This is a genomic window from Streptomyces sp. NBC_00388 (assembly GCF_036061255.1).
In the GTDB taxonomy this organism is placed as follows: Bacteria; Actinomycetota; Actinomycetes; order Streptomycetales; family Streptomycetaceae; genus Streptomyces.
On the sequence record NZ_CP107948.1, the window covers coordinates 5,263,652 to 5,289,995 of the forward strand.

The 26,344-nt window shown below is 71.6% G+C and carries 23 protein-coding genes; 13 read left to right on the forward strand and 10 right to left on the reverse strand.

Features of this window, described 5'->3' with window-relative positions:
* Positions 1-95 precede the first annotated feature (95 nt).
* The gene (locus OG917_RS23630; protein WP_328319613.1) at positions 96-890 is read left to right on the forward strand and encodes a rhomboid-like protein; all 795 of its coding nucleotides are present in this window, start codon (positions 96-98) and stop codon (positions 888-890) included.
* A gap of 82 nt (positions 891-972) precedes the next feature.
* On the forward strand, positions 973-3,375 hold the full coding sequence (gene lon / locus OG917_RS23635) for an endopeptidase La (RefSeq protein ID WP_328319614.1): 2,403 nt from the start codon (positions 973-975) through the stop codon (positions 3,373-3,375).
* A 61-nt stretch (positions 3,376-3,436) separates the two neighbouring features.
* Here the strand turns inward: lon and OG917_RS23640 are convergent, their stop codons facing one another.
* Entirely contained in the window at positions 3,437-4,264 is an 828-nt protein-coding gene (locus OG917_RS23640; protein WP_328319615.1) for a lysozyme, read from the reverse strand.
* 223 nt (positions 4,265-4,487) lie between these two features.
* Here OG917_RS23640 and OG917_RS23645 point away from each other — a divergent pair, with 223 nt between their 5' ends.
* Positions 4,488-4,970, forward strand: coding sequence for a MarR family winged helix-turn-helix transcriptional regulator (locus OG917_RS23645; RefSeq protein ID WP_328319616.1), 483 nt, complete (start codon positions 4,488-4,490; stop codon positions 4,968-4,970).
* 58 nt (positions 4,971-5,028) lie between these two features.
* Here the strand turns inward: OG917_RS23645 and OG917_RS23650 are convergent, their stop codons facing one another.
* A complete protein-coding gene (locus OG917_RS23650) occupies positions 5,029-5,811 on the reverse strand; it encodes a hypothetical protein (protein WP_328319617.1) in 783 nt (260 codons plus the stop codon).
* 376 nt (positions 5,812-6,187) lie between these two features.
* Here OG917_RS23650 and OG917_RS23655 point away from each other — a divergent pair, with 376 nt between their 5' ends.
* From OG917_RS23655 to OG917_RS23675, 5 genes are read left to right on the forward strand one after another with little or no spacing between them, the layout of a single operon-like run.
* Entirely contained in the window at positions 6,188-8,749 is a 2,562-nt protein-coding gene (locus OG917_RS23655; protein WP_328319618.1) for a sensor histidine kinase, read from the forward strand.
* A complete protein-coding gene (locus tag OG917_RS23660; protein ID WP_328319619.1) occupies positions 8,746-9,234 on the forward strand; it encodes a roadblock/LC7 domain-containing protein in 489 nt (162 codons plus the stop codon). The genes OG917_RS23655 and OG917_RS23660 overlap by 4 nt, the downstream gene beginning before the upstream one ends.
* Positions 9,231-9,620, forward strand: a complete 390-nt coding sequence (locus OG917_RS23665; RefSeq protein ID WP_323183639.1) for a DUF742 domain-containing protein — start codon at positions 9,231-9,233, stop codon at positions 9,618-9,620. The genes OG917_RS23660 and OG917_RS23665 overlap by 4 nt, the downstream gene beginning before the upstream one ends.
* Positions 9,601-10,227 (forward strand): GTP-binding protein, encoded by a 627-nt coding sequence (locus OG917_RS23670; RefSeq protein ID WP_328319620.1) that lies wholly within the window; start codon positions 9,601-9,603, stop codon positions 10,225-10,227. The genes OG917_RS23665 and OG917_RS23670 overlap by 20 nt, the downstream gene beginning before the upstream one ends.
* A gap of 14 nt (positions 10,228-10,241) precedes the next feature.
* Entirely contained in the window at positions 10,242-11,480 is a 1,239-nt protein-coding gene (locus OG917_RS23675) for a styrene monooxygenase/indole monooxygenase family protein (RefSeq protein ID WP_328319621.1), read from the forward strand.
* A 180-nt stretch (positions 11,481-11,660) separates the two neighbouring features.
* On the opposite strand, the gene OG917_RS23680 is transcribed toward OG917_RS23675, so the two are convergent.
* The 3 genes from OG917_RS23680 to OG917_RS23690 form a co-directional block, all read right to left on the reverse strand.
* Positions 11,661-12,875 (reverse strand): C40 family peptidase, encoded by a 1,215-nt coding sequence (locus tag OG917_RS23680; RefSeq protein ID WP_328319622.1) that lies wholly within the window; start codon positions 12,873-12,875, stop codon positions 11,661-11,663.
* A 204-nt stretch (positions 12,876-13,079) separates the two neighbouring features.
* Positions 13,080-13,403 (reverse strand): hypothetical protein, encoded by a 324-nt coding sequence (locus OG917_RS23685; protein WP_328319623.1) that lies wholly within the window; start codon positions 13,401-13,403, stop codon positions 13,080-13,082.
* Between the two features lie 25 nt (positions 13,404-13,428).
* Positions 13,429-14,160, reverse strand: a complete 732-nt coding sequence (locus OG917_RS23690) for a TetR/AcrR family transcriptional regulator (RefSeq protein WP_328319624.1) — start codon at positions 14,158-14,160, stop codon at positions 13,429-13,431.
* 147 nt (positions 14,161-14,307) lie between these two features.
* Here OG917_RS23690 and OG917_RS23695 point away from each other — a divergent pair, with 147 nt between their 5' ends.
* Complete coding sequence (locus tag OG917_RS23695) at positions 14,308-15,573, forward strand: 4-hydroxybenzoate 3-monooxygenase (protein WP_328319625.1); 1,266 nt, start codon at positions 14,308-14,310, stop codon at positions 15,571-15,573.
* Positions 15,574-15,981: 408 nt separating this feature from the next.
* Here the strand turns inward: OG917_RS23695 and OG917_RS23700 are convergent, their stop codons facing one another.
* Both OG917_RS23700 and OG917_RS23705 read right to left on the reverse strand, forming a co-directional pair.
* The gene (locus OG917_RS23700) at positions 15,982-17,328 is read right to left on the reverse strand and encodes an FG-GAP repeat domain-containing protein (protein WP_328319626.1); all 1,347 of its coding nucleotides are present in this window, start codon (positions 17,326-17,328) and stop codon (positions 15,982-15,984) included.
* Between the two features lie 297 nt (positions 17,329-17,625).
* The gene (locus OG917_RS23705) at positions 17,626-18,069 is read right to left on the reverse strand and encodes an ATP-binding protein (RefSeq protein ID WP_328319627.1); all 444 of its coding nucleotides are present in this window, start codon (positions 18,067-18,069) and stop codon (positions 17,626-17,628) included.
* Positions 18,070-18,232: 163 nt separating this feature from the next.
* On the opposite strand from OG917_RS23705, the gene OG917_RS23710 reads away from it, so the two are divergent.
* From OG917_RS23710 to OG917_RS23720, 3 genes are all read left to right on the forward strand, one after another.
* A complete protein-coding gene (locus OG917_RS23710) occupies positions 18,233-19,111 on the forward strand; it encodes a helix-turn-helix domain-containing protein (protein ID WP_328319628.1) in 879 nt (292 codons plus the stop codon).
* Positions 19,108-19,317, forward strand: a complete 210-nt coding sequence (locus OG917_RS23715) for a DUF397 domain-containing protein (protein ID WP_328319629.1) — start codon at positions 19,108-19,110, stop codon at positions 19,315-19,317. The genes OG917_RS23710 and OG917_RS23715 overlap by 4 nt, the downstream gene beginning before the upstream one ends.
* A 70-nt stretch (positions 19,318-19,387) precedes the next feature.
* Complete coding sequence (locus OG917_RS23720) at positions 19,388-19,930, forward strand: GNAT family N-acetyltransferase (RefSeq protein WP_328319630.1); 543 nt, start codon at positions 19,388-19,390, stop codon at positions 19,928-19,930.
* Between the two features lie 206 nt (positions 19,931-20,136).
* On the opposite strand, the gene OG917_RS23725 is transcribed toward OG917_RS23720, so the two are convergent.
* Complete coding sequence (locus tag OG917_RS23725) at positions 20,137-21,069, reverse strand: AurF N-oxygenase family protein (protein WP_328319631.1); 933 nt, start codon at positions 21,067-21,069, stop codon at positions 20,137-20,139.
* A gap of 128 nt (positions 21,070-21,197) precedes the next feature.
* Between OG917_RS23725 and OG917_RS23730 the strand changes: the two genes are divergently transcribed.
* Positions 21,198-22,298 carry a ferritin-like domain-containing protein gene (locus tag OG917_RS23730; protein WP_328319632.1) on the forward strand — a complete coding sequence of 367 codons (1,101 nt, stop codon included), beginning with the start codon at positions 21,198-21,200 and terminating at the stop codon, positions 22,296-22,298.
* Between the two features lie 69 nt (positions 22,299-22,367).
* On the opposite strand, the gene OG917_RS23735 is transcribed toward OG917_RS23730, so the two are convergent.
* Entirely contained in the window at positions 22,368-25,037 is a 2,670-nt protein-coding gene (locus OG917_RS23735; protein WP_328322122.1) for a SpoIIE family protein phosphatase, read from the reverse strand.
* A gap of 101 nt (positions 25,038-25,138) precedes the next feature.
* Positions 25,139-26,263: an amidase family protein gene (locus OG917_RS23740; protein ID WP_328319633.1), complete on the reverse strand. Its 1,125-nt coding sequence runs from the start codon at positions 26,261-26,263 to the stop codon at positions 25,139-25,141.
* Positions 26,264-26,344: the final 81 nt, after the last annotated feature.

The following is a 26,344-nucleotide window of genomic DNA, read 5'->3' on the forward strand; positions in this document are numbered from 1 at the left end:
CGGAGGCTATCGCGGAGAGTGAACGTTGGGGGGAGTGGAGTCGAACGGACAGACCGACGGCCGACGGGACAGGCAGAGTGCACCACATACAACGGATGCGACGACCCACCGGTTCCGCCGGTCGCGCCCTGTTGCCCTTGCTGCGCCTGCTGCCCACCCCCGCCGGGACACCCTTCACCTTCGTCTACGCCCTGGTGCTCGTCGCCACCTCGCTCTTCGCCGAGCACGCCGACCCGCACACCGTCACCACCGTGCTGCGCGACTCCAGTACCGACATGGCGCACCTGGCCCGCACCCCGCTGCTGGTCCTGGTGGGCAGCGCCCTGTGGATAGCGGGCGGGATGCTCTCGCTCTCGGCGATCGGCTTCCTGCTCGTCCTCACCGCCCTGGAGCGCCGCATAGGGGCCCTGCGCACCGGCGCCGTGTTCCTGACCGGGCATGTCCTGGCGACGCTGGCCACCGAGATCCCGGTCGGTGTGGCGGTCGCCGCGGGGCACCTTCCCGACTCCTCGCTCCACCGTTTGGACTACGGCATCAGCTTCGGTCTGATGGCCGGGGTCGGAGCCCTCGCCGGGCTGCTCCCGCCGCTGCTGCGCTGGCCGCTCCTGGCGGCCGTGGCCACCGTGCTCGTCCAGGCACTGCTGGTGCTCGGCGACCCGCTCACCGACTGGGGCCATCCGCTCTCGCTCGCCATAGGGGTGGCCTGCTGGCCGCTGGTGCGCCGCTGGGCTGCCGCCAGGAGCGGGCCGGCCCTCCCCGGGGCCGCGCCGGACGACCCGGGCGCCCCTGTCCTTCCCGGCCTCCCCGCGATCTCGTCCGTGACCTCCTCCGGGGCCGTCCAGGGCGCCCCCGGCACGGCCCCTGCGGCCTCCGCAGGGCCCGATCGCTGAGAGCGAACGCCCGTCCGGGAACACCAGCCCCCTTCTCGGCATTGAGTCTGCATAGCTCAACTTCACTGCCTAAGGGGAGATCATGGCTGACACGTCCACACCGCTCACCCTGCCCGTGCTGCCGCTCGACGACGAGGTCGTGCTGCCCGGAATGGTGGTGCCGCTGGACCTTTCCGAAGCGGACGTACGTGCCGCGGTGGAGGCCGCCCAGGCGTCCTCCGCACGCTCCAGCGGTAACAAACCGCTGGTGCTCCTCGTTCCGCGGCTCGACGGCAGCTACGCGAGTACCGGCGTCATCGGCACCGTCGAGCAGGTCGGCAGGCTCTCCGACGGAGACCCCGGCGCCCTGGTCCGCGGCCGCGGCCGGGTGCGCATCGGCGCGGGCACCACAGGCCCGGGCAGCGCGCTCTGGGTCGAGGGGATCCGGGTCGACGAGACCGACCCCGAGCCGCTGTCCGGCGCCGTCACCGCTCTCGTCAAGGAGTACAAGGCGCTGGCCACCGACTGGCTGAAGAAGCGTGGAGCCTGGCAGGTCGTCGACAGAGTCCAGCAGATCGAGGGCGTATCGGCCCTCGCTGACAACTCCGGCTACTCGCCGTTCCTCACGCTCGCCCAGAAGACCGAGCTCCTGGAGACCGCCGACCCGGTGGCCCGGCTGAAGCTCGCCGTCCAGTGGCTGGGCGAGCACCTCGCCGAACAGGACGTCGCCGAGTCGATCGCCAAGGACGTCCAGGAGGGCGTGGACAAGCAGCAGCGCGAGTTCCTGCTCCGGCGCCAGCTGGAGGCCGTACGCAAGGAGCTCTCCGAGCTCAACGGCGAGGCGGACGACGAGTCCGACGACTACCGGGCCCGGGTCGAGGCCGCCGTCCTCCCCGGATACGTGAGGGAGGCCGCGCTCAAGGAGGTCGAGAAGCTGGAGCGCTCGTCCGACCAGAGCCCCGAGGGCTCCTGGATCCGGACCTGGCTCGACACCGTCCTCGAACTGCCGTGGAACGAGCGCACCGAGGACGAGTACGACATCAGGGGCGCCAAGGCCGTCCTGGACGCGGAGCACTCCGGTCTCGACGACGTCAAGGAGCGCATCACCGAGTACCTGGCGGTGCGCAAGCGCCGTGCCGACCGCGGCATGGGCATCGTCGGCGGCCGGCGCGGCGGCGCCGTACTGGCGCTCGTCGGGCCGCCCGGCGTCGGGAAGACCTCCCTCGGCGAAGGAGTGGCACACGCGATGGGCCGCAAGTTCGTCCGCGTCGCGCTCGGCGGCGTACGGGACGAGGCGGAGATCCGCGGACACCGCCGCACCTACGTCGGTGCGCTGCCCGGCCGGATCGTGCGCGCGATCAAGGAGGCCGGATCGATGAACCCGGTCGTCCTGCTGGACGAGATCGACAAGGTCGGCTCCGACTTCCGGGGCGACCCGGCCGCCGCTCTGCTGGAAGTGCTCGACCCGGCGCAGAACCACACCTTCAGGGACCACTACCTGGAGGTCGAGCTCGACCTGTCCGACGTGGTGTTCCTGGCCACCGCGAACGTGCTGGAAGCCATCCCCGAGGCACTGCTCGACCGGATGGAGCTGGTCAGGCTCGACGGCTACACCGAGGACGAGAAGGTCGTCATCGCCCGCGACCACCTGCTGCCCAGGCAGCTGGAGCGCGCCGGTCTCGAACCGGGCGAGGTGACGCTCGACGACTCCGCGCTCCGCAGGCTGGCGGGCGAGTACACCCGCGAGGCGGGCGTGCGGAATCTGGAGCGGTCCGTCGCCAGGCTGCTGCGGAAGGTCGCGGCCCAGCACGAACTGGGCGAGCAGGAGCTGCCGCTCACCGTCACCGATGCGGAGCTCCGGCCGCTGATCGGACGCCCGCACCACGTGCCGGAGTCCGCTCAGGACCCGGCCGAGCGCCGTACGGCGGTGCCCGGCGTGGCCACCGGGCTCGCGGTCACCGGCGCGGGCGGCGACGTCCTCTTCGTCGAGGCGTCGCTGGCCGATCCCGAGACCGGCGGTGCGGGGCTGAGCCTGACCGGCCAGCTCGGCGACGTCATGAAGGAGTCGGCGCAGATCGCGCTCTCCTTCCTGCGCTCGCGCGGCGCCGAACTGGAGCTGCCCGTGGCGGACCTCAAGGACCGCGGCGTGCACATCCACTTCCCGGCGGGCGCGGTGCCCAAGGACGGTCCGAGCGCCGGCATCACGATGACGACGGCGCTGGCCTCGCTGCTCTCCGGCAGGCAGGTTCGCACCGACGTGGCCATGACCGGTGAGGTGTCGCTGACCGGGCGGGTGCTGCCGATCGGGGGCCTGAAGCAGAAGCTGCTGGCCGCGCACCGGGCGGGCATCACGACCGTCGTGATCCCCAAGCGGAACGAGGCCGATCTGGACGATGTCCCCGCCGAGGTGCTCGACACCCTGGAGGTGCACCCGGTGACCGACGTCCGCCAGGTCCTGGAGATCGCGCTCTCCCCGGCGGAGGTACGGCTCCCGGCAGCCGCCTGACGGCCGGAACGCAGGGCCCCCGGCGCCGCGGGCGCCGGGGGCCCTGTGCCGCGTCGTGGCGTCAGCCGTTGGCGAGTGCCTGCACCCGGTCCAGCGCGCCGTTGAACTTGTCGTGGTCACCGACCGTCGGCCCGGTCGAGGTGTACTGCCACATGGTCTGGACGCCCCACCCGGCGGGAAGTGCGCCCGGCGCCGAGTCGTAGCGTGCGATCCAGAGCGGGTTGGTGGCCCCGAAGCCGCTGTTGTTCCCCGTGCACTGCGTCCACCAGCTGGTCGCGGTGTAGATGACCGCGTCGCGCCCGGTGAGCGACTTGTAGGTGTTGGCGAAGTCGTGGATCCAGGCGACCATCGATGCCGCGCTCAGGCCGTAGCAGGCGTCACCGTAAGGATTCCACTCGATGTCCAGCACGCCGGGCAGGGTCTTGCCGTCGCGGGACCAGCCGCCGCCGTGGCTGACGAAGTAGTTCGCCTGGTTCGCACCGCTGGAGTCGTTCGGGGTCGCGAAGTGGTAGGCGCCGCGGATCATCCCGACGTTGTACGAGCCGTTGTACTGCTGCGTGAAGGAGGGGTTCGTGTAGTAGTTGCCCTCGCTGGCCTTGGTGTAGGCCCACCGCACGCCGCTGCCCCACAGCGTCGCCCAGTTGACGTTGCCCTGGTAGCCGGAGACGTCGACGCCTTCGGTCTGGACCGCCGACGGGGTGTTGCGGGGGGTGCCCCCCTGGCCGTCGTGCGCGATGACGCCCATCCCCATGGTGGCCGTGCCGCGTGCGGGGGTGTCCGCGGCGGACGCCGCGCCGGGCAGGGCCAGCAGGGAGGTGAGGAAGGCGAGAAGGATCCCGACTGCGGCGATACGTCCGCGTCGGGCCGTTCCGGATCTGAGCACGGGCATGTGCGTGCCTCCGAAAGGCTCGGTGGGGGGAGCTGGGAAGAACTCCGTCATGTCATGGTGTGGACATGTCAGCGAGGGTGACGCTACGCACGTAGACCCGTACGGCGGAAGAGGGGCTGGGTGCTGCCGTTGGTCTACTCCTGCGAAATACTGGCCCAGCTGCGGCGATGGCAGGCGATGAAAGAAACTTTCAGGAGCGGGAAAGCTCATAAGGAGTGCTGACGTGCACGACAGCGGTACCGGAAGTGAACTCCCCGCACCGCCCGAAGGTGGTGTGGACCATGAATTCCTTGCAGTGGAACGGGAGTTGACGGTCTTCCTGCGCCGTGCCCGGGCCTCGTCCGGAGAGATGTCGCGCGCGGTCCACCCTGATCTGGAGGCCGCGGCCTACGGGCTGCTGGTCTGCCTCGACGAGTGGGGCGGGCAGCGTGCCACCGACCTGGCCGCCTATATCGGGGTCGGCCGGGCGACCATGAGCCGTCAACTGCGCTCCCTGGAGGACCTCGGCCTGGTCACCCGTGAGCAGGACCCCGGGGACGGGCGTGCCTTCCTGGTGCAGCTCACCGCCGAGGGGCGGGAGCGGATGCGGCGGGTACGGGACGCGCGCCGGGCCGAGTACGTACGCAAGCTGGACGGCTGGGACCGGGCCGAGGTGGCCGAATTGGCACGCCTGCTGCACCACTTGAACGCGCGCGCCGAGAGCTGAGCCCGGGGGCGCACGGGGCCGGGCCCCGTGCGCCTCGCCGGCCGTGCGCCCTGCCGGGCTAGAGCTCCAGCAGTACGGCCGACGCGTCGTCGTGCGTCTTGCCGTTCCGCAGGAACGCGCGGTCCGTGTCCGCGTCCTCCAGTGCCCGCACGCGGCCGATCAGCGCCTGCGCGCCCTCCTTGCGCAGCACCGCGAGGCATTCCGCCCAGTCGCCCTCCCGGAAGACCTCCACCCAGCGGCCCGCTCCGTCGCTGAGCGCGGCCAGGGCCCGTACTTCCGTCAGGGGAGTGCGCCCGGTCACCGCGCGCGCCGCCACCCCGGGATCGGCGGCCGCGGTGAAGAAGCCGCCCTCCTGGTTCCGTACCGCGTCGGCTGTCGCCTCGGTCGCCAGGGCCTCGCGCGGCAGCCGGTGGAGGCGGTCGTCGACGATCGTCCGTACGCCCCCCGAAGCGTCCTCGATGAGCAGTGCCGAGTCACAGAGCACCAGGTGTTCGACGGTCTCCGCCGACCAGCGGGCCATGACGACCGTTGCCTGAGGGGTTCGTACGTGAGAAAGGTCACAGATTGAGCGGTGCGCTTCGGCGGTAAGGCGGATCGACTCCGCGAGCACCTCACGCAGGCTCATATCCCGTCGCGAACCGGACAGTTCGACCAGTGAGCCGCCGAGCCGGGCGGTGAACCACGGCACGCCGTGCACACATCCGTCCGGCCCCGCCGGAGGTGTCACACCGTCGAGCAGTACGAGCAGGCCGCCCTGTCCCGAGGCAGGCAGGACCGCACCGGTCCAGTCCTCGTTGGGGCGTTCGGGGGAGCCGGGGATGGAGGCGAGTTCGATCCGCATGGCGGCCAGTCTGCCCGAGGCCTTCACGGGGAGCGCACAGCGACAGGCGAATGGTACGGACCGCCGCACAGGCCGGGGAACTTGGGACGGAATGTACGACTCCGTGATCGACCCGGCGCGCTGCGGGCGCGCATCCTGCCAAAGCCGGTCCGGAAGTTCCAACCGGCGCCCCGTGCGCGCCCCGCGTGCGCGGGTCGCAGAGTTGTTCGCCAACTTGCTGTTGATGTTCACTCGTTCAGGTGGCTGACCTGGTGATGCGCACTCCCCTCCCAAAACCACTGGAATGGTCAGAAGCCGTACCAGAGGTGGGAGCGCATCCTTGTGATCAGTCATCACCTCGGCGTCATGCGTGGACGAGTCAAGATTGTGAGCACCGGTGCAGAACAAGCGGCTTCGGGGCAACAGAGGCGCGCCGCCCGAGCGCACCCTCCGGGTACGCAGGCGCCTGGTCACCGGTGTGGCCGTCGTCGGTCTCGCCGTACTCGCGGCGAGTGCCCCCGCGGTCTACGGTGCTTCGGCCGAGCTGACCGACGCCCAGCGGCTGGTCACGCTCTCGGGCCTGGACCAGCAGACAGTGTCCCTCGCCCATGACCTCGCGGACGAGCGGGACGACGTCACGGTCTACATCGCGGGCGGGCGTGCCAAGAAGGACAAGCTCGCCGCCGACCGGGCCACCCGGGTCGACAGCGACATCGAGGAGATCGGCACGGCCGCCCCGGCCGCGCTCCGGCACGACCTCGCCACTCTCCCCTCCGTCCGCAGGACGGCTCTGACCGGCAAGAGCACCGCGCTCGACGCCAACAAGGCCTACTCCGACCTCATCGAGAAGGTCCAGGACACCGCCGCCCAGCTGGCCGACCGGACACCCCCCGAGGCAGCTGCGGCCACCCGCGCCGCGGCCGGCCTCGGCCGGGCCGTCGGCCAGGCTGCGCAGACCCGCGGGCTGCTGCTCGGCGCGCTTGCCGTCCCGCGCCCCGCATCGACCCCCGTGTACGACCCGGTGACCGGGACCTACGTACAGCAGCAGGGCGTGGCAGGCGGCGCCGACGGCCGCACCAGGGACGCCCTGAGCGCGGCGGCCCAGCAGGCCAGGGTCCGCGAGCTCGCCGCCCTCGCCGACTTCGACCAGGCGGCAGGTCCGGACGAGCGGGAGTCGCTCGCATCCACGGTCTCGGGCCCCGAGGTCAGCAGCGCCGACGCGTACCTCGCGCGCCTCGCCGACCAGCCCACTCTCTCCGCAGCCGAGCTCAGGACCGACCCGGCCAAGGCAGGCGCCGCGCTCAGCGCGCGCGTCGACCAGATGCGTGGTGTCGAGGCGTCGCTCGCCGGCCGGCAGGCCAAACGGATCGCCGTACTCCGTGACGACGCGGTGACCGCGCTGGAGCTGCGGATCGCCCTCGCCGGATTCCTGCTGCTCCTCACCATCGGGGTCGGCGCAGCCGTGGCCCGTACGCTCACCCGCCCGCTCGCCGTGCTCCGGATCGGCGCCGCGCGCCTGGCCGGCGCTCCCGACGCGGAGGAGCCGATCGCCTTCACCGGCCGCAACGACGAGTTCGCGCAGGTCGTCCGGTCCATCAACGCCCTGCACAGCAAGGTGCTGGTCGCGGGCGCGCGCGCCGAATCCCTCGCGGGCGACCAGCGCGAGCTGCGCGGTGGCCGCGACCGGTTCGACGCCGAACGCGCCATGCTGGAGGCGGACGTCGCCGACGTCACCGCCCGGCTCGACCGGCTGCGCCACACCATCCAGGCGACCTTCGTCAACCTCTCGCTCCGCTCCCTCGGCCTGGTCGAGCGTCAGCTCACCGTCATCGAGGGGCTGGAGGAGCGCGAACAGGACCCCGAGGCGCTCGCCACCCTCTTCAAGCTCGACCACATGGCCACCGTGCTGCGCCGCCACAGCGAGAACCTGCTGGTCCTCGCGGGCACCGAGCACAGCCACGGGCACGGCAGCGGACCGGTTCCGCTGGTGGACGTCCTGCGCGCCTCGGTCAGTGAGATCGAGCGGTACGAGCGGGTGGCCATCCAGTCGCTGCCGCCGCACTCCCAGGTCGCCGGCTTCGCAGCCGACGACATCAGCCACCTCGTCGCCGAGCTGCTGGAGAACGCCACCGCGTTCTCCCCGCCGGACGCTCATGTCCAGCTCTCCGGCTGGCTCCTGGAGAACGGCGAGGTGATGCTCTCCGTGCAGGACGAGGGCATCGGCATGTCACCCGGCCGCCGCGCCGAACTCAACGCCCTCCTCGCCGACCCCGACGCCTCCCGTCCCGGCGCGCCCGGCGACGAGCAGTCCGGACTCGGCCTCCACGTGGCCTCGCTGCTCGCCAAGCGGCACGGCGTCCGGATCGAGCTGCGCGAGCAGAAGCAGGGCGGTGTGGCCGCGGTGGTCGTGCTGCCCGGCGCCCTGCTGCCGGACGTACCGCCGGCCGTACCCCCGCAGTTCGTCCCGAACGCCGGTTCCGCTCCGGTGCTGAACCTCCCCGGTTCGGTGGCGGAGGCCAACTCCAACACCATCCCGGCCAGGTCGCGTTACGAGATAGGCGCCGACGCGCACGAGCGCACCGCCGACGAGGTGGACGAGCCGACCTTCACGATGCGGCGCCCGGCCCCCGTGGCGGAGCCGGAGCCCGTGTCCGGACCTGCGGGCCCGGCCGCTCCGGCCCCGGACTCCGCCGCCACCGGCGGACCCCCGGAGGGGGCCGGCCGCATCACCGACAAGGGGCTGCCCAAGCGGGTGCCCCAGGTGACCAGGCCCACCGGTACGGCCCCGAAGCAGCGCACAGGCAGCGTGGACGCCGATGCCCTGCGCCGGCGCCTCGGCGGCTTCCACCAAGGAGCGAAGGACGGCCGCAAGGACGTCGAAACGGAGATCTCGGACCAGAGATCGGATGATGTACGTACCGATGACGCGGGGGACAGTGTCGAGGAGGCACGCAGTTGACTGCGCCCAGCACATTCGGACTCAGCAGTGAAGCCCGGAACCTGCACTGGCTGTTGAAGAACCTCGTCGAGGAGGTCCCAGGGCTCCGTTCCGTCGCCGTCGTCTCGTCCGACGGGCTGATGCTGCTCTCGTCGGACCCCGAGGTCTCGGCGGCCGGCGCGGAGGCACGGACCGCCCGGCGCGCCGGCCCCAAGGGATCGGCCGCCGACCTGGCCACCATCGTCTCCGGCATCGGCAGCCTCACCATCGGTGCCGCGAAGCTGATGGACGGCGGAGGCGTCAAGCAGACGATGGTGGCGATGGAGGAAGGCAGTGTCTTCGTGATGTCGATCAGCGACGGGTCGCTGCTGGGTGTCCACGCCACACCGGACTGCGACATGAGCGTCGTCGCCTACCACATGGCGCTCTTCGTCGGCCGCGCCGGTCATGTCCTCACCCCCGAACTCCGCAGCGAGCTGCGCAAATCGATGGAGAGCGCCCAGTGACCCCGGCCCTTCCGGTCCGCAACCCGGATCGCCGCCCCGCACGAGTGCGCCCGTACTCGCTCACCGGCGGCCGCACCAAATTCGGCCACATCCTCTTCGTGGAGACCTTCGTCGCCGCGATCGAAGCGTCCCCGGAGCGCCCGGAGCTGGCCAACGGCCCCGCGCGGCTCATGCCGGAGATGCGCGCCATCGTCGAGATCTGCCGCCGGATGCGTACCGTCGCGGAGATCTCGGCGCTGCTCAAGATGCCGCTGGGGGTCGTCAGGGTCCTGCTCAGCGACCTCGCAGACCAGGGAAAAATCCGTGTGTACGGTACCGGGCACGGTGAAGGCCAGCCCGACCGCGCGTTGCTCGAAAGGGTGCTGAGTGGACTCCGCCGTCTCTGAGACGCTGATCCCCGCCGAGGCCGACGAGTCCGTCCAGGCCTGGCAGAACGACCGCACCCGGGCCCCCATATCCACCAAGATCGTGGTGGCGGGCGGCTTCGGCGTCGGCAAGACGACCTTCGTCAGTTCGGTATCGGAGATCACCCCGCTCCAGACCGAGGCCCTGATGACCCGGGCGAGCGAGGAGACCGACGACCTCAGCGCGACGCCGGACAAGCTGACCACCACGGTCGCGATGGACTTCGGCAGGCTGACCCTCGACGACGACCTTGTGCTGTACGTGTTCGGCACCCCGGGGCAGCAGCGCTTCTGGTTCATGTGGGACGACCTCGTGCGTGGTGCGATCGGCGCGATAGTCCTCGCCGACACCCGCAGGCTCGCCGACTGCTTTCCCGCCCTCGACTACTTCGAGAGCTGCGGTCTGCCGTACATCGTCTCGGTCAACCACTTCGAGGGCACGCCGGACTTCGAGCCGCAGGACGTGCGGGAAGCCCTGACGATTCCGCCGCACGTGCCTGTACTGATCATGGACGCGCGTAACAGAATTACGGTGGTCGAGTCCCTGCTGGCCCTGGTGGGCCACGCACTCGACACCACCCCCGAATAGGAGAGCAACGCGCCATGCGGAAGATACTCATCGTCGGAGCCGGCCAGTCCGGGCTCCAGCTGGCCCTCGGCCTCCAGTCCCAGGGCTACGAGGTCACCCTCATGTCCAACCGCACGGCCGATGAGATCCGCTCCGGCAGGGTCATGTCCACGCAGTGCATGTTCCACACGGCGCTGCAGCACGAGCGCGACCTCCAGCTCAACTTCTGGGAGTCCCAGGCGCCGAGGATCGAGGGTCTGGGCGTCTCGGTGGCGGCCCCCGACTCCTCGCGCGCCATCGACTGGGTCGGCAAGCTCGACGGCTATGCGCAGTCCGTCGACCAGCGCGTCAAGATGGCCGGCTGGATGGAGACCTTCGCGCAGCGCGGCGGTCAGCTGGTCATCCATGGCGCGGCAGTGTCCGACCTGGACTTCTTCGCCCGGAACTACGACCTGGTGATGGTCTCCGCCGGCAAGGGCGAGCTGGTCTCGATGTTCGGCCGGGACGCGTCCCGGTCGCCGTTCACCGTGCCACAGCGTGCGCTGGCGGTGTCGTACGTGCACGGCATGGGCCCCCGCCCCGAGCACCCCGACTTCGACGCGGTGCGCTGCAATCTGGTGCCCGGCGTCGGCGAGCTCTTCGTGATGCCGACCCTCACCCACAGCGGCCGCGCCGACATCCTCTTCTGGGAGGGCATACCCGGCGGACCACTGGATGCCTTCCAGGGCATCAAGGACCCCTCCGAGCACCTGTCCCTGACGCTGGAACTCATGGAGAAGTTCACGCCCTGGGAGTACGCGCGCGCCACCGACGTCGAACTCACCGACGCGGGCGGCACGCTCGCCGGCCGGTACGCACCCACGGTCCGCAACCCGATCGAGCGGCTGCCCGGTGGCGGCCTGGTCCTCGGGGTCGCCGATGTGGTCGTGGCGAACGACCCGATCACCGGCCAGGGCTCCAACTCGGCGTCCAAGTGCGCCGCCGCCTATCTCGGCTCCATCGTCGAACGGGGCGACCAGCCCTTCGACGAGGCGTGGATGCAGCAGACGTTCGACCGCTACTGGGACACTGCGCAGCACGTCACCAAGTGGACCAACGCGATGCTGGGCGTCCCCCCGGAGCATGTGCTGAACCTCATCGGAGCCGCCGGGCAGCTCCAGCCGGTGGCCGACCGCTTCGCCAACGGCTTCGACAACCCGGCCGACTTCGACAACTTCTTCTTCGACCCGGAGAAGACGGACGCGTACCTCGCCGAGGTCTCCGGCGCTGCATAGGTGTCTGACTTGCGAAGCGGCGGTCAACATTGGTGAACGTTGCGTCTGTGGGCCATCCTCGGAGGCCCACAGACGGCAGTCGGGCCGGCCGGGTAATCGGTCAGCGGGCCGGTCGGGGTCAGCCGGCCGGCGGGCGCCGGGCACACCGACCGCCCCCGCCGCTCCCGCTCACCGTTCAGGTCAGGAGTCTGGGCGTACCGCGCCGAGGATCGGGTTCGACGCCATCGGCGAGATCCGCACGGTGGCGCCGGGGCGGGGCGCCTGGACGACCTTGCCGCCCCCGACGTACAGCGCGACATGGGTGGCCCCGGGGAAGTAGAGGATCAGGTCGCCGGGGCGCAGCGACCGCAGCGAGACCCTGTGCAGGCGGCGCCACTGCTGCTGGCTGGTCCGGGGGATCGTGCGCCCCGCGTGCTCCCAGGCGCGCCGGGTCAGCCCCGAGCAGTCGAAGGAGTGCGGGCCCTCGGCGCCCCAGAGGTACGGCTTGCCGACCTGGGCGCGTGCGAACGCCACGGCGCGGGCGCCCTGTACCGTCGCCGATGCCTGGGGCCCGCTCAGCGCCCCTGAGGAGTCCAGGGCGCCCTGGGCCGCGCTGGTGTCGGCGTCGTCCTGAGCCCGTACGTCGGACGCCTCGGTGGGGGAGAGCCCGGCCAGCAGGGCCTCCGCCTCGCGCAGCCGGGCCTGGGCGGTCCGGTGCTGCTTCTTCTGCTGGGCGACGAGCGCCTGCTTCTTACGGAGCGCGGTGCGTGACGCGGAGTCGAGTGTCCCGGCGTGCCGCTCGGCCTTTTCGAGCCGCCCGGCTCTGGCCAGCACGTCGGCCGATGCCCGCTCGATCTGGTGCTCCGCGTCGAGGGCCTGCTGGGGGTCGCCGCCGAGCATCAGGCTCAGATACGGGGAGAGCCCGGACCGCCCCTGGTACTGCTCGCGAGCCAGCCGCCCGGCGGCGTTCCTGCTCTGCGCGAGCTCCATCCGGGCCTTCACCAGACCGGCGCCGACGCTCTTCGCCGCGGTCTCCTGGCGCTTGAGCGCCTCCGTGGTGGCGCGGTACTTCTGTCCTGCCTGCTCGGACTGCCGGTAGAGGGTCCTGAGCCGGTTCAGGGTGACCTCGGCCGGTGTGTCGGGGGCGGCGGGTGCGACTCCGGGCCGGCCCGGGCCGGGGGCAGGGGCGGGGCTGCCGGGTTTCGCCGGACGGGCGGGGGCGGCGGGCCCGGCGCTCTTGCCCGGGGTGCCCGGGGCGGCCGGGGCGGAGGCCCCTGACGGGTGCGGAGACGCTGCCGGGCCCGGCTCCGGCACGGGACTGCCGAGGGCGGCCGGCACAGCGAGTGCGGGGGACGCGCCGACGATCACCGTGGCCAGCGCTGTCGTACAGATCAACCGCAGCAGTCTTCCTGACACCACATCACCTCAGCTTCCGGGGCGGGCCGTCCACCCCGGGGCCGAGCATGCGGCGAAGCGGCTGATACCGCCTCACGGGTGGGCGGATCGGACCAATACGGTCACCCGGACAGGGTGCGCCGGGTGCGCGACCCACGTCCGCCCGGCCGGAAGCGGCTCACGCACGGTACGGCGTCCTGCCCTCCGGGCTCGGCCGGGCACGGCTCAGGCGGGCCCGCCGCCCGCTCCGCCTCCCGTGTCCGTGTCCGTTCCCGCGCCCGGGACAGTGTCCGGTTTCGACCAGGGCCACTTCAGGGTGCGGGGGCGCCCGTCCGGCGTGTACACGTATTTCCAGCCGCGCTGGATGCCGAGCCGTCTGGTGTGGCCGGCCGGGGTGCGGACATAGACCAGTACGGTCGGCGGCCCGCCCCCGGCGTCCGGGACGGGCACCTCGTACACCTTGGGCGGCTGGCCGGTCGGGCCGAGCAGGATGGGCAGGATCCGCCCGTCCAGCGGGCCGCCCTCGAACAGGGTCTCTTCGCTCTTCACCGGGCCAGTCTGACGCGTGCCCGGGTCAGACACCGCCCAGCAGCCGTGCGGCCTCGTCCACCACGGGCAGCAGCCGGCGGGCCAGGACGCCGACCGCCCCGTCGGGACCCTCGCAGGCCAGCGCGGTCCTGACGGCCGCCGCCGTCTGACGGTCCGTCGCCGCGGTCGCCGCGAGCAGCGCGACGAGGTGGTCGATCAGCCAGTCGCGCAGTTCGTCGAGCGGTGGCTGCTTCCCCTCGTCCAGCCAGATCAGCGAGGCGGCCTCGACGGCCGCGATCCAGGTGCGCACCATCATGCGCAGCCGCGGCCCCGGCGCCCCGACCCCGAGGTGGACGAGGATCTGCTCGGCCGCGGCCCGGCGCACCTCGTCCACGATCGCGCCGGTGCGGGACGTCTCGGCGACACTGCCGCCCTGGAGCAGCGCGGAGAATCCGGCGTCGTGTTCGTCCACGAAAGCCAGGTAGCGGTCGAGCACCCCGGCCAGTCGCACGGTGAGCGGGCCGGTGTGCGTCGCGGCGAAGCAGAGTTCCAGCTGGTCGGCGGCGGAGCGCAGCGCCGTCTCGTACAACTGCTGCTTGCCGCCGGGGAAGTACCGGTAGACCAGCGGCCGGGAGACCCCGGCGGCCTCGGCGACGTCGTCGAGCGACACCTCGTCGGGCGCCCGGTGCGCGAAGAGCGTCAGGGCCGCGTCGAGGAGCTGGACACGGCGCTCCTGGACGCTGAGGCGTCGGTACGCGGGGATCGCTGCGGGGGTCATGACCGCAGCGTAATCCCGGTGTTCACGGCGGGGCACCCTCGGAGGAGCGCCCCGGAGCAGGGGGCACTGGCGCCACCGCCATACTGCGATTGATCATTGGTCAGTTCCGGCCCGTGTCCTCCAGGGCCTTCACCCCCACGAACTCGAATGGATCCCCCCGACGTGTCTCCGGCTTCACCCGTTCTCGCGCACACATCCGTCGTCGTCATCGGAGCCGGACCCGCCGGCCTCGTCGTGGCGAATCGCCTGCACGACAGCGGAGTCGACTGCGTGCTGCTGGAAGCGGACAGCAGAGAGTCCATCGAGCGCCGGCCACGTGCCGGGTTCATGGAGGAGTGGGCGGTACGCGCCCTCGCCGAGCACGGGCTCGCCGAGCGGATACTCCTGCACGCCGACACCCAGGGCGAGTTCGAGTTCCGCTTCGACGGGGAGCGGCACACCGTCCCGACGGCCGAGCTCTCCGGCCGGCGGCACTTCGTCTACCCGCAGCCCCAGCTGGTCACCGACCTGCTCGCGTCGTACGCGGACAAGGGCGCCGGGGATGCCCGCTTCGGTGTCCGCGACGTACGGCTTGAGGGCATCGACGGCGACCGGCCCGTGGTTTCCTACACCGATCCGGTGACCGGCGCCCGGCACCATCTCGCGTGCGACCACATCGCGGGCTGCGACGGTGCGCGGGGCGTCGCGCGGGCTTCGATACCCGACGGCGCTGTCGCTGTCAGCCGGCGTGACGACGGGGTGGCCTGGCTGGCGGTGCTCGCCCAGGCGCCGCCGTCCGCCGACGGAGTGGTGTTCGGCCTCCACGAGCGCGGGTTCGGCGCGCACATGGCCCGCAGCCCCGAGGTCACCCGCTACTACCTCCAGGTCCCGCCCGGCGACACCACGGGGAACTGGCCGCACGAGCGTGTGTGGCAGGAGCTGCGCGTCCGGCTCGCCGCGGGCGGCGCCCCGCCGCTGACGGAAGGCCCGCTCGTCGAGAAGGTGGTCCTGGACATGCACAACTACGTGGTGGAGCCGATGTCCTACGGCCGCCTCCATCTCGCAGGGGACTCCGCTCACCTGGTGGCACCCATCGCTGCGAAGGGGATGAATCTCGCGATCCATGACGCGCTGCTGCTCGCGGACGCGCTGATCGCGGCCGACAAGGGCGAGGACGGCGGCGCGGGCGAGGACGGCAACCGGGCCGGTGCCGGTGGGCTCGCGGCCTACTCGCAGGCGTGCCTGCGCCGCGTCTGGCAGTACCAGGAGTTCTCGCAGTGGTTCTCGGACGTGCTGCACGGGGCCTCGTCCGGCGACCGCTTCCGGGCGGGTACCGCGCGGGCCCGGCTGCGGCGGCTCCTGGAGCCCGGCCATGACGCACGGGCATTCGCGGGTCTGTACATGGGAGAGGAGGGCGGAGCGCTGACGGGCTGAGGAGTGCCCGGACGCCCGCACACGCCCGGACGCCCGCGCACGCCCGCACAGGCCCGGGCGCCCGAACAGGTCCGGGCGCCCGCACAGCTCCGGAGGTCTCCCCACGTCCGGACCGATCCGTGCGGCCTGCCGGGCCGGGCGACGCAGGCCGGACGGCAGACCGGTGCGTCCCGGCCCGGCAGCCGTGGCGCGGGCCAGGTCCGTCGAACGCGGTACGGGGCGCGCGGGCGCGCCAGGGGCTGTCCGGTGCATCAGATCGCAGACGGGGGCCGCGCACGGGTGACCCTTCTGCGCGGCCAGGTCCCGGTGAGTCCGCGGCCTGTTCGAGGCGCCGGGAACGCGGCGGGCACCCCACCGCCACCCGTCACGGGACCCGAGCCTGCGGAGCCCGGACCGCCCCGCACGTGCCTACGAACCTTGGTTCTTGCTGGGGGCGACCGGGAAGGACGCCTCGTCGCGGTCCGTGCCGTCGGTGATCCACCATCTGTCCCCGCCGAGAAGGGCCATTTCCGCCTTGCCGTCGCCGTCCCAGTCGTGAGCGGCGATGAGCGTGCCGTCGATGGGGCCGTCGTCACCCGGCACGGAGCGCTTGGTGGCGCGCCAGGGCTTCGACCCGAGCCCGTGCTCGGAGCCGCCCCGCAGCACTTCGATCCGCGCGTCCCCCGTCTCCTTCTTCTTGGTGAGCTGTACGGCCAGGTCGTCGCAGCCATCGCCGTTGAAGTCCGCGGCGGCGAGCCCGGTGCCGAAGCCCTCCTTGAAGCCGCCGCCCTCCAGGGTGACCCACTTCCCCGGCTCCTTCCCGTAGCGGACGCGGACCTGGCCGCGCCGGTGGGGTGTGTCGACCTCGTCGTAGCTGTCGACGAAGCTCCGTCCGACGGCGACATCGTGCCGCCCGTCGCCGTCGAAGTCGCCGAAGACGACGTTCTCGCCCTCCGGCAGCCGCTCGGGGTCCTTGCTCAGGCCAGCGGCGGTACGGGCACCGCCGGTGAACAGCAGGGGCGGGTCCCACGGAGAGCCATAGAGCGCGAGGTCGGTCGCGCGGTCGTCGTTCGCGTCCCCCGCGACCAGATCGGGTGTCGCGCCGTCGTGGACCGGGCTGGGGATCTCCACGGTCCGGGCGGGGGCGCCGGAGCGCTTGAACGGTCCCTTGAGGACGACCAGTTCCGGATCCTCGTTCGAGGCCCTGTCCCTGAAGACCGCGAGATCGGTGTGGCCGTCCCCGTCGAAGTCGCCGGCGACCGGCGCGGTGTGGTATCCGCTGCCCGGCAGGGGGACGCGCCCGTGCGGTCCGCCGGCCTGCGGGCCCTTGGGGCCTCCCCACAGGACGCCGGCGGCGGAGCCGGTGACGAAATCGGCGTGGCCGTCCTCATCCAGGTCGGCGACCGTGGGCTGCCACGGGTCGTCGCTCGTCTGGATGCGGTCCGGCACACCGAGGTCGTGGCGGGTGAGGACGGTCGTGCGGGCGTGGTCAGGACCGTGCTCGGAGCCGGGCACGACGACCACGTCGAAGTTCTCCGTGTCGGCGTTCTCGTACACCAGATCGGCGAAGCCGTCCCCGTCGGTGTCGGGGGTCGCGGGCGCGTCATCGTGCGCCGCACCGGATGCCCGGCAGGGGCTGTTGGGCACGGCGGGCACGCCGTCGGACGGGAGGAGGACGAGGAACGCCACTACCGCCACCACTACGAGGGAAGCCGACACGGCGTGCCACATGCGCAGGTGGCGGAAGAGCGGACTGCCTGCTGTCGGAAAGTGCATCAACCCACCTCACGGGAGTGGACCAGGCCGGCACAAGGAAGCAGATCGTTTCGTTACGGGGGTGATGCACGACGGTCCTCCCCCCTCCTCCCCCCTCCTCCCTCTCCTCCTCCCTCTCCTCCTCCCTCCCCGTTCCGGCCGCTGAGACGGAGGGAGCGAAGCGAACGCAGCGACCCGCCTGACAGCCGTGATCTGCTCGGTACCCATCGGGGAGCTCCCGCTTCCTCGGGGGTCAGGCCCTCGGTCCGGGGTTGCCGTCCTGCCGGGGCCGTCGCATGTCCGTGGGTGCGGTGGCAGTCACCGTACGAGGTCGATCTCCGCCCAGACGACCTTGCCGGGGACGGGGCCAGGGATCACGCCCCACCGGTCGGCGAGCGCCTCGACGATCAGCAGACCGCGCCCGGACTCGGCGTCGTCGGCGGGGCGGGCGATGGCGCCGTGCGGGGCGATCGGAAGGCGGTCGCCGCGTGTGTCGGTCACCTCGATCCGCAGGAGCGTCCCGCCGCCGTGCACGGCGAGGCTCAACCGGAAGTCCCTGCCGGGCACCCGGCCGTGGACGAACGCGTTGGTGGCCAGCTCGGCAACGATGTGCGCGGCCGTCACCGACGGGAGTCCCCAGGCGCCCAGATGCGCGGTGGCGAGCAGCCGGGCGAGCCGCGCGCCCCGGCGGGTGGGGGAGAGCAGCACGGTGAACTGCCGGGTAGGGGTGGAGGGTTCGGTTCGGGTGAGTTCGTGAGTCACATCACTGAGCGTGGCCGCACCGGCCTGCCGTGCACAGCGACATGACGGCTACGTATGGTGACTGTCCCGTACTTGTCCGGTGCTGTCCCGGCTGTCCCGGGTGACGTGGTGGAAACGAACAGGGTTGAGCAGGAACGGCAGGCACGTCGGAAGCGGGGCACGGATGAGCGTGGATGAGGCCGGTACGGAGCGCGGCGTCGGCGGGGCGGACGAGCCCGGCTGGGACGTCGACCCCGACGACGAGTCGGGCGCCGCGGTGGTCGCTGCGGTGGGCCGTCAGCTCAAGGCGTGGCGGGAGTCGGCGGGGCTGCGGGCGGGCGAGTTCGGCGCGGCGATCGGGTACGGGGAGGACCTGGTCTACAAGGTGGAGGGCGGGCGTCGCATTCCCCGCCCGGAGTTCCTGGACCGGGCGGACGAGGTATTGGGCGCCCGGGGGAAGATCGCCTTGATGAAGAAGGACGTCGCCGAGGTCCGGTACCCGAAGAAGATCCGGGATCTGGCGCGGATGGAGGCACGGGCGGTAGAGGTCGGCGTGTACGCAGACCACGGAATCCACGGCCTGTTGCAGACGGAGGGGCACGCACGGGTGCTGCTGGAGACGCGACAGCCTTCCTACTCCCAAGATGAAGTGGAGCGCGGTGTGGCGGGCCGGATGGCCCGGCGCTCGATCTTTGAGCGCTCGCCGGCGCCCGCGCTCAGCTTCGTCCAGGAAGAGGCTGCGCTGAGGCGGCCCATCGGAGGCAGAATGGAACAGCGTCGTCAGCTCGAACGACTTCTGGAGGTGGGCCGGTTGCGGACCGTTTCCCTTCAGGTCATGCCTCTCAAATGCGAGACTCACCCGGGACTGGGCGGTGGGATCGAGGTACTGAAGTTCGGAGACGGCACGGCCGTGGGACGATCGCCTGGCGCGTTCAACGGCCGCCTGGTCTCGGACCCAAAGCACCTTCAAATCCTTGATCTTCGCTATGGCATGATCCGGGCCCAGGCTCTTTCGCCGGAGGAGTCACTGGCCTTCATCGAGCAAGTGCTGGGAGAGACATGATCTGCAAGCCCTCTGCCAGGGATGCTTCCGAGCTGGAGTGGTTCAAGAGCAGCTACAGCGACAGCAGCAGCGGCAACGACTGCATCGAAGTCGCACCCACACCCGGTGCGGTCCACGTCCGCGACTCCAAGAACGTACCGGGCCCGGAGCTCGGCTTCGCCCCGGCCGTGTGGGCGGATTTCGTGGCACACGCGTCCACGGGCTGATCCTGCTGCGTGGGCGCCCACCGAGGTCCCGAGGACGGTGGCGAGCCCATGCGTGATCCACAATGTTCGGATGGTCACGCTTGAGACTCCCCGTTTGATTCTGCGGCGCTGGCACGAGGGAGACATTGCGCCCCTGGCCGCCGTCCATGCCGACCCCGAGGTCATGCGGTGGATCCGTGACGGCAGCGTCCGTGACGAGGAGGAGACCCGCGGCGGGGTCCAGGCGTGGGAGAGCGAATGGGAGTCACAGGGCTTCGGTCTGTTCGCCGTGGAGATCCGGTCCACCGGCGAGCTGGCCGGGTTCACCGGCCTTTCGGTGCCCCACTTCCTGCCGGAGGTACTTCCGGCGGTTGAGGTCGGCTGGCGGCTGGGGCGCTCCCACTGGGGGCAGGGCTTGGCCACCGAGGCGGCTGCGGCCGCTGTGCGGTTCGGGTTCGAAGAGCGAGGGCTGGAGCGGATCGTCAGCATCGCTCAGGTGGGCAACGACGCCTCCGAACGGATCATGGCCAAACTGGGGATGCGTCCGGTCCGCGAGACCGTCAACCCCACCTGTGGCCGACGCGTGCGCGTCTTCGAGCTGTTGTCGGACGAGTACGTCGCACCGGTTCGTTGATGGCGGCTACCGGGGCGTCAGCCTCGTAGCGGACCTCGCGTCCGCCGCACCTGGTGGCCACGGGGCATTGTCCCGTGAGGCGATGGGCGCACCGGCCCGACCCGACCGCGGAGAGGGCCTGTCAGGTCCTTCCGCACTCGGCCAGGGCTTCCGCGTCGCCCGGTGAGGGCGCTCGCCGGAGGTTCACCGGGCCGGCCGGCGCTGCCCTACTTCGCCAGCAGCCCCGAGCTCACCCACAACTTCCGCCCCGCGCCCCGGAGTACGCCGATGTCGTCCAGGAAATCCGTCAGCCGCCTGGCGCCGTTCTGCATGACCTCCGCGCGGTGGCCGCTCGCCTTGACCTGGGCGACGGCCTCCCGGCGGTCCAGGCCGGTGTTCGTGTACACCTGCGGGTTGATGAAGCAGGTGGAGAAGACCCGCGCCGCCTCACCGCAGCCGATCCGGGTGAGGTGCTGCTCCCAGCGCGGAGCGGTGACCATCTGGCGGCGCAACTCCTCGCGGGCGTAACGGACATGGCGCGCCTCCTCGATCACATGGATGCGCGTCACGCCGCGGACCAGTGTCTGTACGCGCTCGTCGGGGAAGGTCAGCCGCTGCATGTAGTCGAGGATCTCCTCGCCCAGCAGGGTCGCGGCGAAGGAGCCGGGCGTCGTGGAGATCGTCTTCAGCACGCGGGCGAGATTGTGGTACATCCGCGGCACCGGGTACGACGGCGCCCCGCCCTTCTCGATCATCTTCGCGAACATCATCGAGTGCCGGCACTCGTCGGCTATCTCGGTCAGCGCGTACCGCACATGACTGCTGGTCACCGACTTGTCGTAGATGTGCCGCACGAGCAGCTGCATCAGGATGATCTCGAACCAGATGCCGAGCGAGGCCAGCGACGCCGCCTCGTGCCGGGCGAGCTCCATCCGCTGGTCCCCGGACATCCTCCGCCAGAGCGGGGTGTCGTAGAGCGATACGAGCTCGGGCGGCCAGAACCACTTGCCGTCCTCGACGGGGGCGGCCCAGTCGAGCTCCTTCTCCGGGTCGAAGGAGTGCTTGGCGGACGATTCGAGCAGGCGCTCGGCCACCTGTTCACGGTCCCTGAGCAGGCCGAGGGCGTCACGGAGTACTTCGCGTTCGGTCGCTGTCGTCATCTCTGAGGTACCTCGCGCTTCGGGTTACCGGTGGTCACTCCTTATGAGACGGCTTGTCAGTAAGCTGCGTCAATCCCTTGTGCGCGACTTGTTGACTCAGCGTCTACCAACATGTGAGCCTGCCAGGTATGTCGACGCATGAGCTCTACACCACGGGACCGGTCGAGCCCAACTGGCAGATACCGGCGTCGGGTTCGGCCCGGTTCAGCTGGGAGTACGACGAAGGGCGCGACCGTCTGCTCGCCCTGTACCAGAAGGGCAAGGACAAGCAGTGGGACGGCGCGAAGCGCATCGACTGGTCGCTCGAAGTCGACCCCTGCGATCCGCTCGGTACCCCGGACGAGGCGATGACCCTCTACGGAACCCCGCACTGGGCGAAGATGACCGAGCGCGACCGGGGCGAACTGCGCAAGCACTACACGTCCTGGCAGTTCAGCCAGTTCCTCCACGGTGAGCAGGGCGCGATGGTCTGCGCCGCCCGGATCGTGGAGTCGGCCCCGGACATGGATGCCAAGTTCTACTCGGCCACCCAGACCATGGACGAGGCCAGGCACGCCGAGATATACGGCCGGTTCCTGCACGAGAAGATCGGGATGCTCTACCCGATCAACGACAACCTCCAGGCCCTGCTCGGCGACACCCTGCGCGACTCCCGCTGGGACATGCCGTATCTGGGCATGCAGGTCCTCATCGAGGGCCTGGCGCTCGCCGCCTTCGGCATGATCCGCGACACCACCGACAAGCCGCTCCCCAAGCAGATCCTGGCGTACGTCATGCAGGACGAGGCCCGCCATGTGGCCTTCGGGCGGATGGCCCTGCGCGACTACTACAAGCAGCTGACCGACGCCGAGCTCCGGGAGCGCGAGGAGTTCGTGATCGAGGGCTGCTACCTGATGCGCGACCGGCTGCGCGGGGTGGAGGTCCTGGAGAATTTCGGCATCGCGAAGAAGGAGGCCGAGCAGCTCTCGGAGCAGTCCGAATTCCTCACGCTCTTCCGGCAGTTGCTCTTCAGCCGGATCGTCCCGTGCGTCAAGGACATCGGCCTCTGGGGCAAACGGCTGCAGAAGGCCTATGTCGACATGGGTGTCTTCGAGATGGGCAACTCCAACCTCGATCTCCTGATGTCGCAGGACGAGGAGATCGCCGAGCAGCTCGACAGGGAGCGGTTCGCTCAGGAGGAGTGCGAGCGGGTGGCCGAGGTGGAGTCGGCGATCGCGGACGGCGCCTGACCGGGGTCCGGCGGGCCGCCGCGCTCCGGGGCCCGCACCGCCCTCCCGCCGTCCCGTCCCGGCGGCCCGTCAGAGGTCCGGGCCGCCGAGCCCTTCCAGGTCGTCCAGGTCGTCCAGATCCACGGACCAGGGCTCGGGCTGCGGCTGCGGTCCGGTGAGGAGCTGCTCGGCCCAGATGATCTTCCCTCGGGGCGGGTACCTGGTGCCCCAGCGTTCCGCGAACTGCGCGACGAGGTAGAGCCCCCGGCCGCCCTCGTCCATGTCCGCCGCCCGTTTGAGGTGTGGCGAGGTGCTGCTGCTGTCCGCGACCTCGCAGGTCAGCGTGGCACTGTGGAGCAGCCGCACCCGGATCGGCGCGGTGCCGTAGCGGACCGCGTTGGTGAGCAGTTCGCTCAGGATGAGCTCGGTGTTGAACGCGATCTCGTCCAGGCCCCATTCGCCGAGCCTGCGGGCGGCCTGGGACCGTACCGCGGCGACCGCCGCCGGATCGGCGTCCATCTCCCAGTCCGCGACGGACGACGGGTCGAGGAGCCGGGTCCTGGCCACGAGGAGTGCGGCGTCGTCCTCCCGGTGCGACGGTGCCAGCGCCTCGAACACGCTCCGGCACATCTCCTGCGGATCCGTGTCGCGCGCGGCCTGCCCCTCCAGGGTGGAGCGGAGCAGCTCCAGGCCCGCGTCGATGTCCCGGCCGCCACGCTCTTCCAGCAGGCCGTCGGTGTACAGCACCAGGCTGGTGCCCGCCGCCAGGTCGAACTGGGCAGTCTCGAAAGGGAGGTTGGCGGTCCCGAGGGGCGGCCCCGCGGGGATGTCGGGGAAGCGCGCTGTTCCGTCGGGGCCGACGAGGGCCGGCGCGAGGTGGCCGGCGCTGGCCAGTGTGCACCGGCCCGAGGCGGACTCGTAGACCGCGTACAGGCAGGTGGCGCCGGTGACGCTCGTGCCGTTGCCCAGCGAGCTGTTCCCCTCGTCCATGGTGAGGACCAGATCGTTGAGGTGGCCGAGGATCTCGTCCGGGGACAGATCGAGCGAGGAGAAGTTGTGGACGGCCGTGCGGAGCCGCCCCATGGTCACCGCTGCGTGCAGGCCGTGGCCGACGACGTCGCCGATGACGAGGGCGACCCGCGCACCGGGCAGCGGGATGACGTCGAACCAGTCCCCGCCCACCCCCGCGCGGGCGGGGACGTAGCGGTGCGCCACGTCCAGCGCCCGGTTCTCCGGCAGGTCGTGGGGGAGCAGACTCTGCTGGAGGGTGACCGCCGTGGTGTGCTCACGGGTGAACCGGCGGGCGTTGTCCACACTCAGCGCGGCCCGCAGGGCCAGCTCCTCGGCGAAGGAGATGTCCTCCTCCTCGTACGGGGCACGCTCCTGGGTGCGCCAGAAGCTCACCAGCCCCAGCACGACCCCGCGCGCCGTGAGCGGCATGCGGATCAGGGAGCCCAGGCCTTCCTCCACGGCGCGCAGGCCGCCGGCCGGGTCCTGCGCACGCCAGTCGTGCGTACCGGGGAGGTCGGCCTCCAGCGTGGCCTCCCCGGCGGCCAGGTACTGCGCCAGCGGCGTCCCCGGCTCCACGTCGATGCGAGTGCCCGCCGGGTCCAGCGCCGAGCTGTCCCGGACACCCCGCAGGGCGGCCCGCCGCATCGAGGCGAAGGCGCCGCCCGGCTCCCCGCCGGACAGCACCGGCTCCGTCAGGTCCACCGTGACGAAGTCGGCGAACCGCGGCACCGCCACCTCCGCCAGCTCCTCGGCGGTCCGCACGGCGTCCAGCGATGTGCCCACCCGCCCGCTCGCGTCGTACAGCAGCTGCAGCCGCTCCCGGGCCGCCTCCGCGCGGCCGGTCAGGGCCCGCAGCTCGGTGGTGTCGCGCAGGGTCACCACCCTGCTGCCGAGGCCGGCCCGGGTCGGCGCGAGCCGCAGGTTGACCGCCAGCAGCCGGTCCCCGGTGAGGTGCACGGCGTCGGTCACCACCTCCCCCCGGGTCAGCAGCTGCTCCGTCGCCGGGGCCAGCCCGAGGTCCGTGATATCGCCCAGCTCGGCATCGGGCGGCAGGGAGAGCAGCCGGCGCGCCTCGTCGTTCGCCAGCCGCACGTGCCCGTCGCTCCCGACGATCAGCACGCCCTCGCGCACCGCGTGCAGGACGGCGTCGTTGTGCTCGTACATCCGGGTCATCTCGGCAGGCCCCAGACCGTGCGTCTGACGGCTGAGCCGCCGGCTCACCAGGGCCGCGCCGACGGTGGCCAGGATGAGCGCGGCCGCGGCCGCGGCGAGGAGGAGCGGCAGCCTCCGGCCGACGAGGTTCGACACATTGCTGATCTCGATACCGGCCGAGACCAGGCCGACGACCCGGCCGTGGGAGTCCTTCACCGGCACGACGGCCCGTACGGCGTCCGACGGGGAGCCGTTGAAGATCTCGGTGAACGCGTGTCCCGCCACCGCCCGGCTCAGATCACCGGTGGCACGCTTGCCGATCAGCGAGGGGAGGGAGTCCGTGTAGCGGATGCCCCGGGTGTTCATCACGGCGACGAAGTCGACCTTCGCGCCCTTGCGCGCGCCCTCCGCCAGCGGCTCCAGCACGGCCGTCGGATCACGTGAGCGCAGCGCCTGCGGCAGTCCGGGGGCGTGGGCGAACGTCTCGGCGACGGCCAGCGAGCGGCTCTTGGCCGCGCGCACACTGTTGCTCCTCGACTGCAGCACCAGCGCCACCGCGGCAGCGGCTACCAGCAGGACGATCAGGACCACCTGCATGGTGAACACCTGCGCGGCCAGACTCCGGCGCAGCCTCCAGCGGGAGAGGTGCACGGGGTTCCGGCGGTGTGCGGTCACTCTCGTTTCTTAGCATTGATCCCTCATCGGGGCGAAGCGGGCCAAACGGTGCTCTCCATGATCGTCTCGGCTGCCCGTGCCATCTCCAGCAGCGAGGCGTCCTGCCGGTGCGCCGCCACGATCTGCAGTCCCACCGGGCACCCGTCCGGGTCGAACCCCGCGGGGATGCTCACCGCTGGATGGCCGCTGAGGTTGAAGGCCCAGGTCAGCGAGGTGGAGTACCGCTCGCCCGGCCCCTCGTGGCCATGCGGGCGGTTCGGTGTCACCGGGGTGAGCAGCAAGGGCGTGCGAGCGAAGAGGGACGCCAGGCGGTGGCCGTTCTCCGCCCGGACCGCGGTGGCATCGCCCGGCCGCCCGCCCCGCACGGCCAGCCAGGCGTCGCACGGGTCGAGCAGGGCGTACGAGGTGGCTTCGAGCCGTATGAGACCGGCCGCGGCCAGACGCTCCACCGCCCGTCTCGCGACCCGCTCCACTTCGTCGTCGACCGCGGCGAAGCCCAGGTCGGACGACCAGACGGCGGGCACCGGGAACTCCGGCAGGGCCGGCACGCAGGCCCCCGTCACCGCACGCAGGTAGGCCTGCGCCCCGGCCGCGTCCGCCGCCAGTACACCGGCCGACGCCAGTCCGGTCCGGTCGGGTGACGGCAGCAGGCCCGCTGTCGTCCTCAGACCCAGTACGCCGCACCACGCGGCCGGGATGCGCACCGACCCCGCGCCGTCGCTCCCGGTCGCCAGCGGGACCATGCCGGTGGCGACCGCCACCGCCGCCCCGGCCGACGAACCGCCCGGCGTGCGGTCCGGGCGCCACGGATTGCGGGTCGGGCCGTGTGCGCCGAGCCCCCAGGTCTGCCAGTGCGTCCCGGGCCCCGGCACCGCCGTCGAGCCGACCGGGACGGCGCCGGCGGCCCGCAGCCGCCGGGCGGCACAGCCGCGGATACCGGCCGGGCCCTTCACCGCGAACGGCGTCCCGGCGAGCGGCAGGCCGCCGACCCCGGCGCCGGGCGGCAGGCCCGCCCCGCTGTCGGCCGGGCCGCAGGCTCCGCCGTCCGGTGGCTGCTGCGGCCAGACCTCGGTGAAGGCGCTCAGGGCCGGGTCCAGCCGTGCGATCCGTCCGAGCGCTTCCGCGACTGCCACCGTCATCGCCGTCATCCCCCATCGGTACGGCCGTGTCCCGGCCCCCGCCTCAGTGTCCCGGTTCCCCGTGCCGCGCCCCCGTGCACCGGCTGCCCC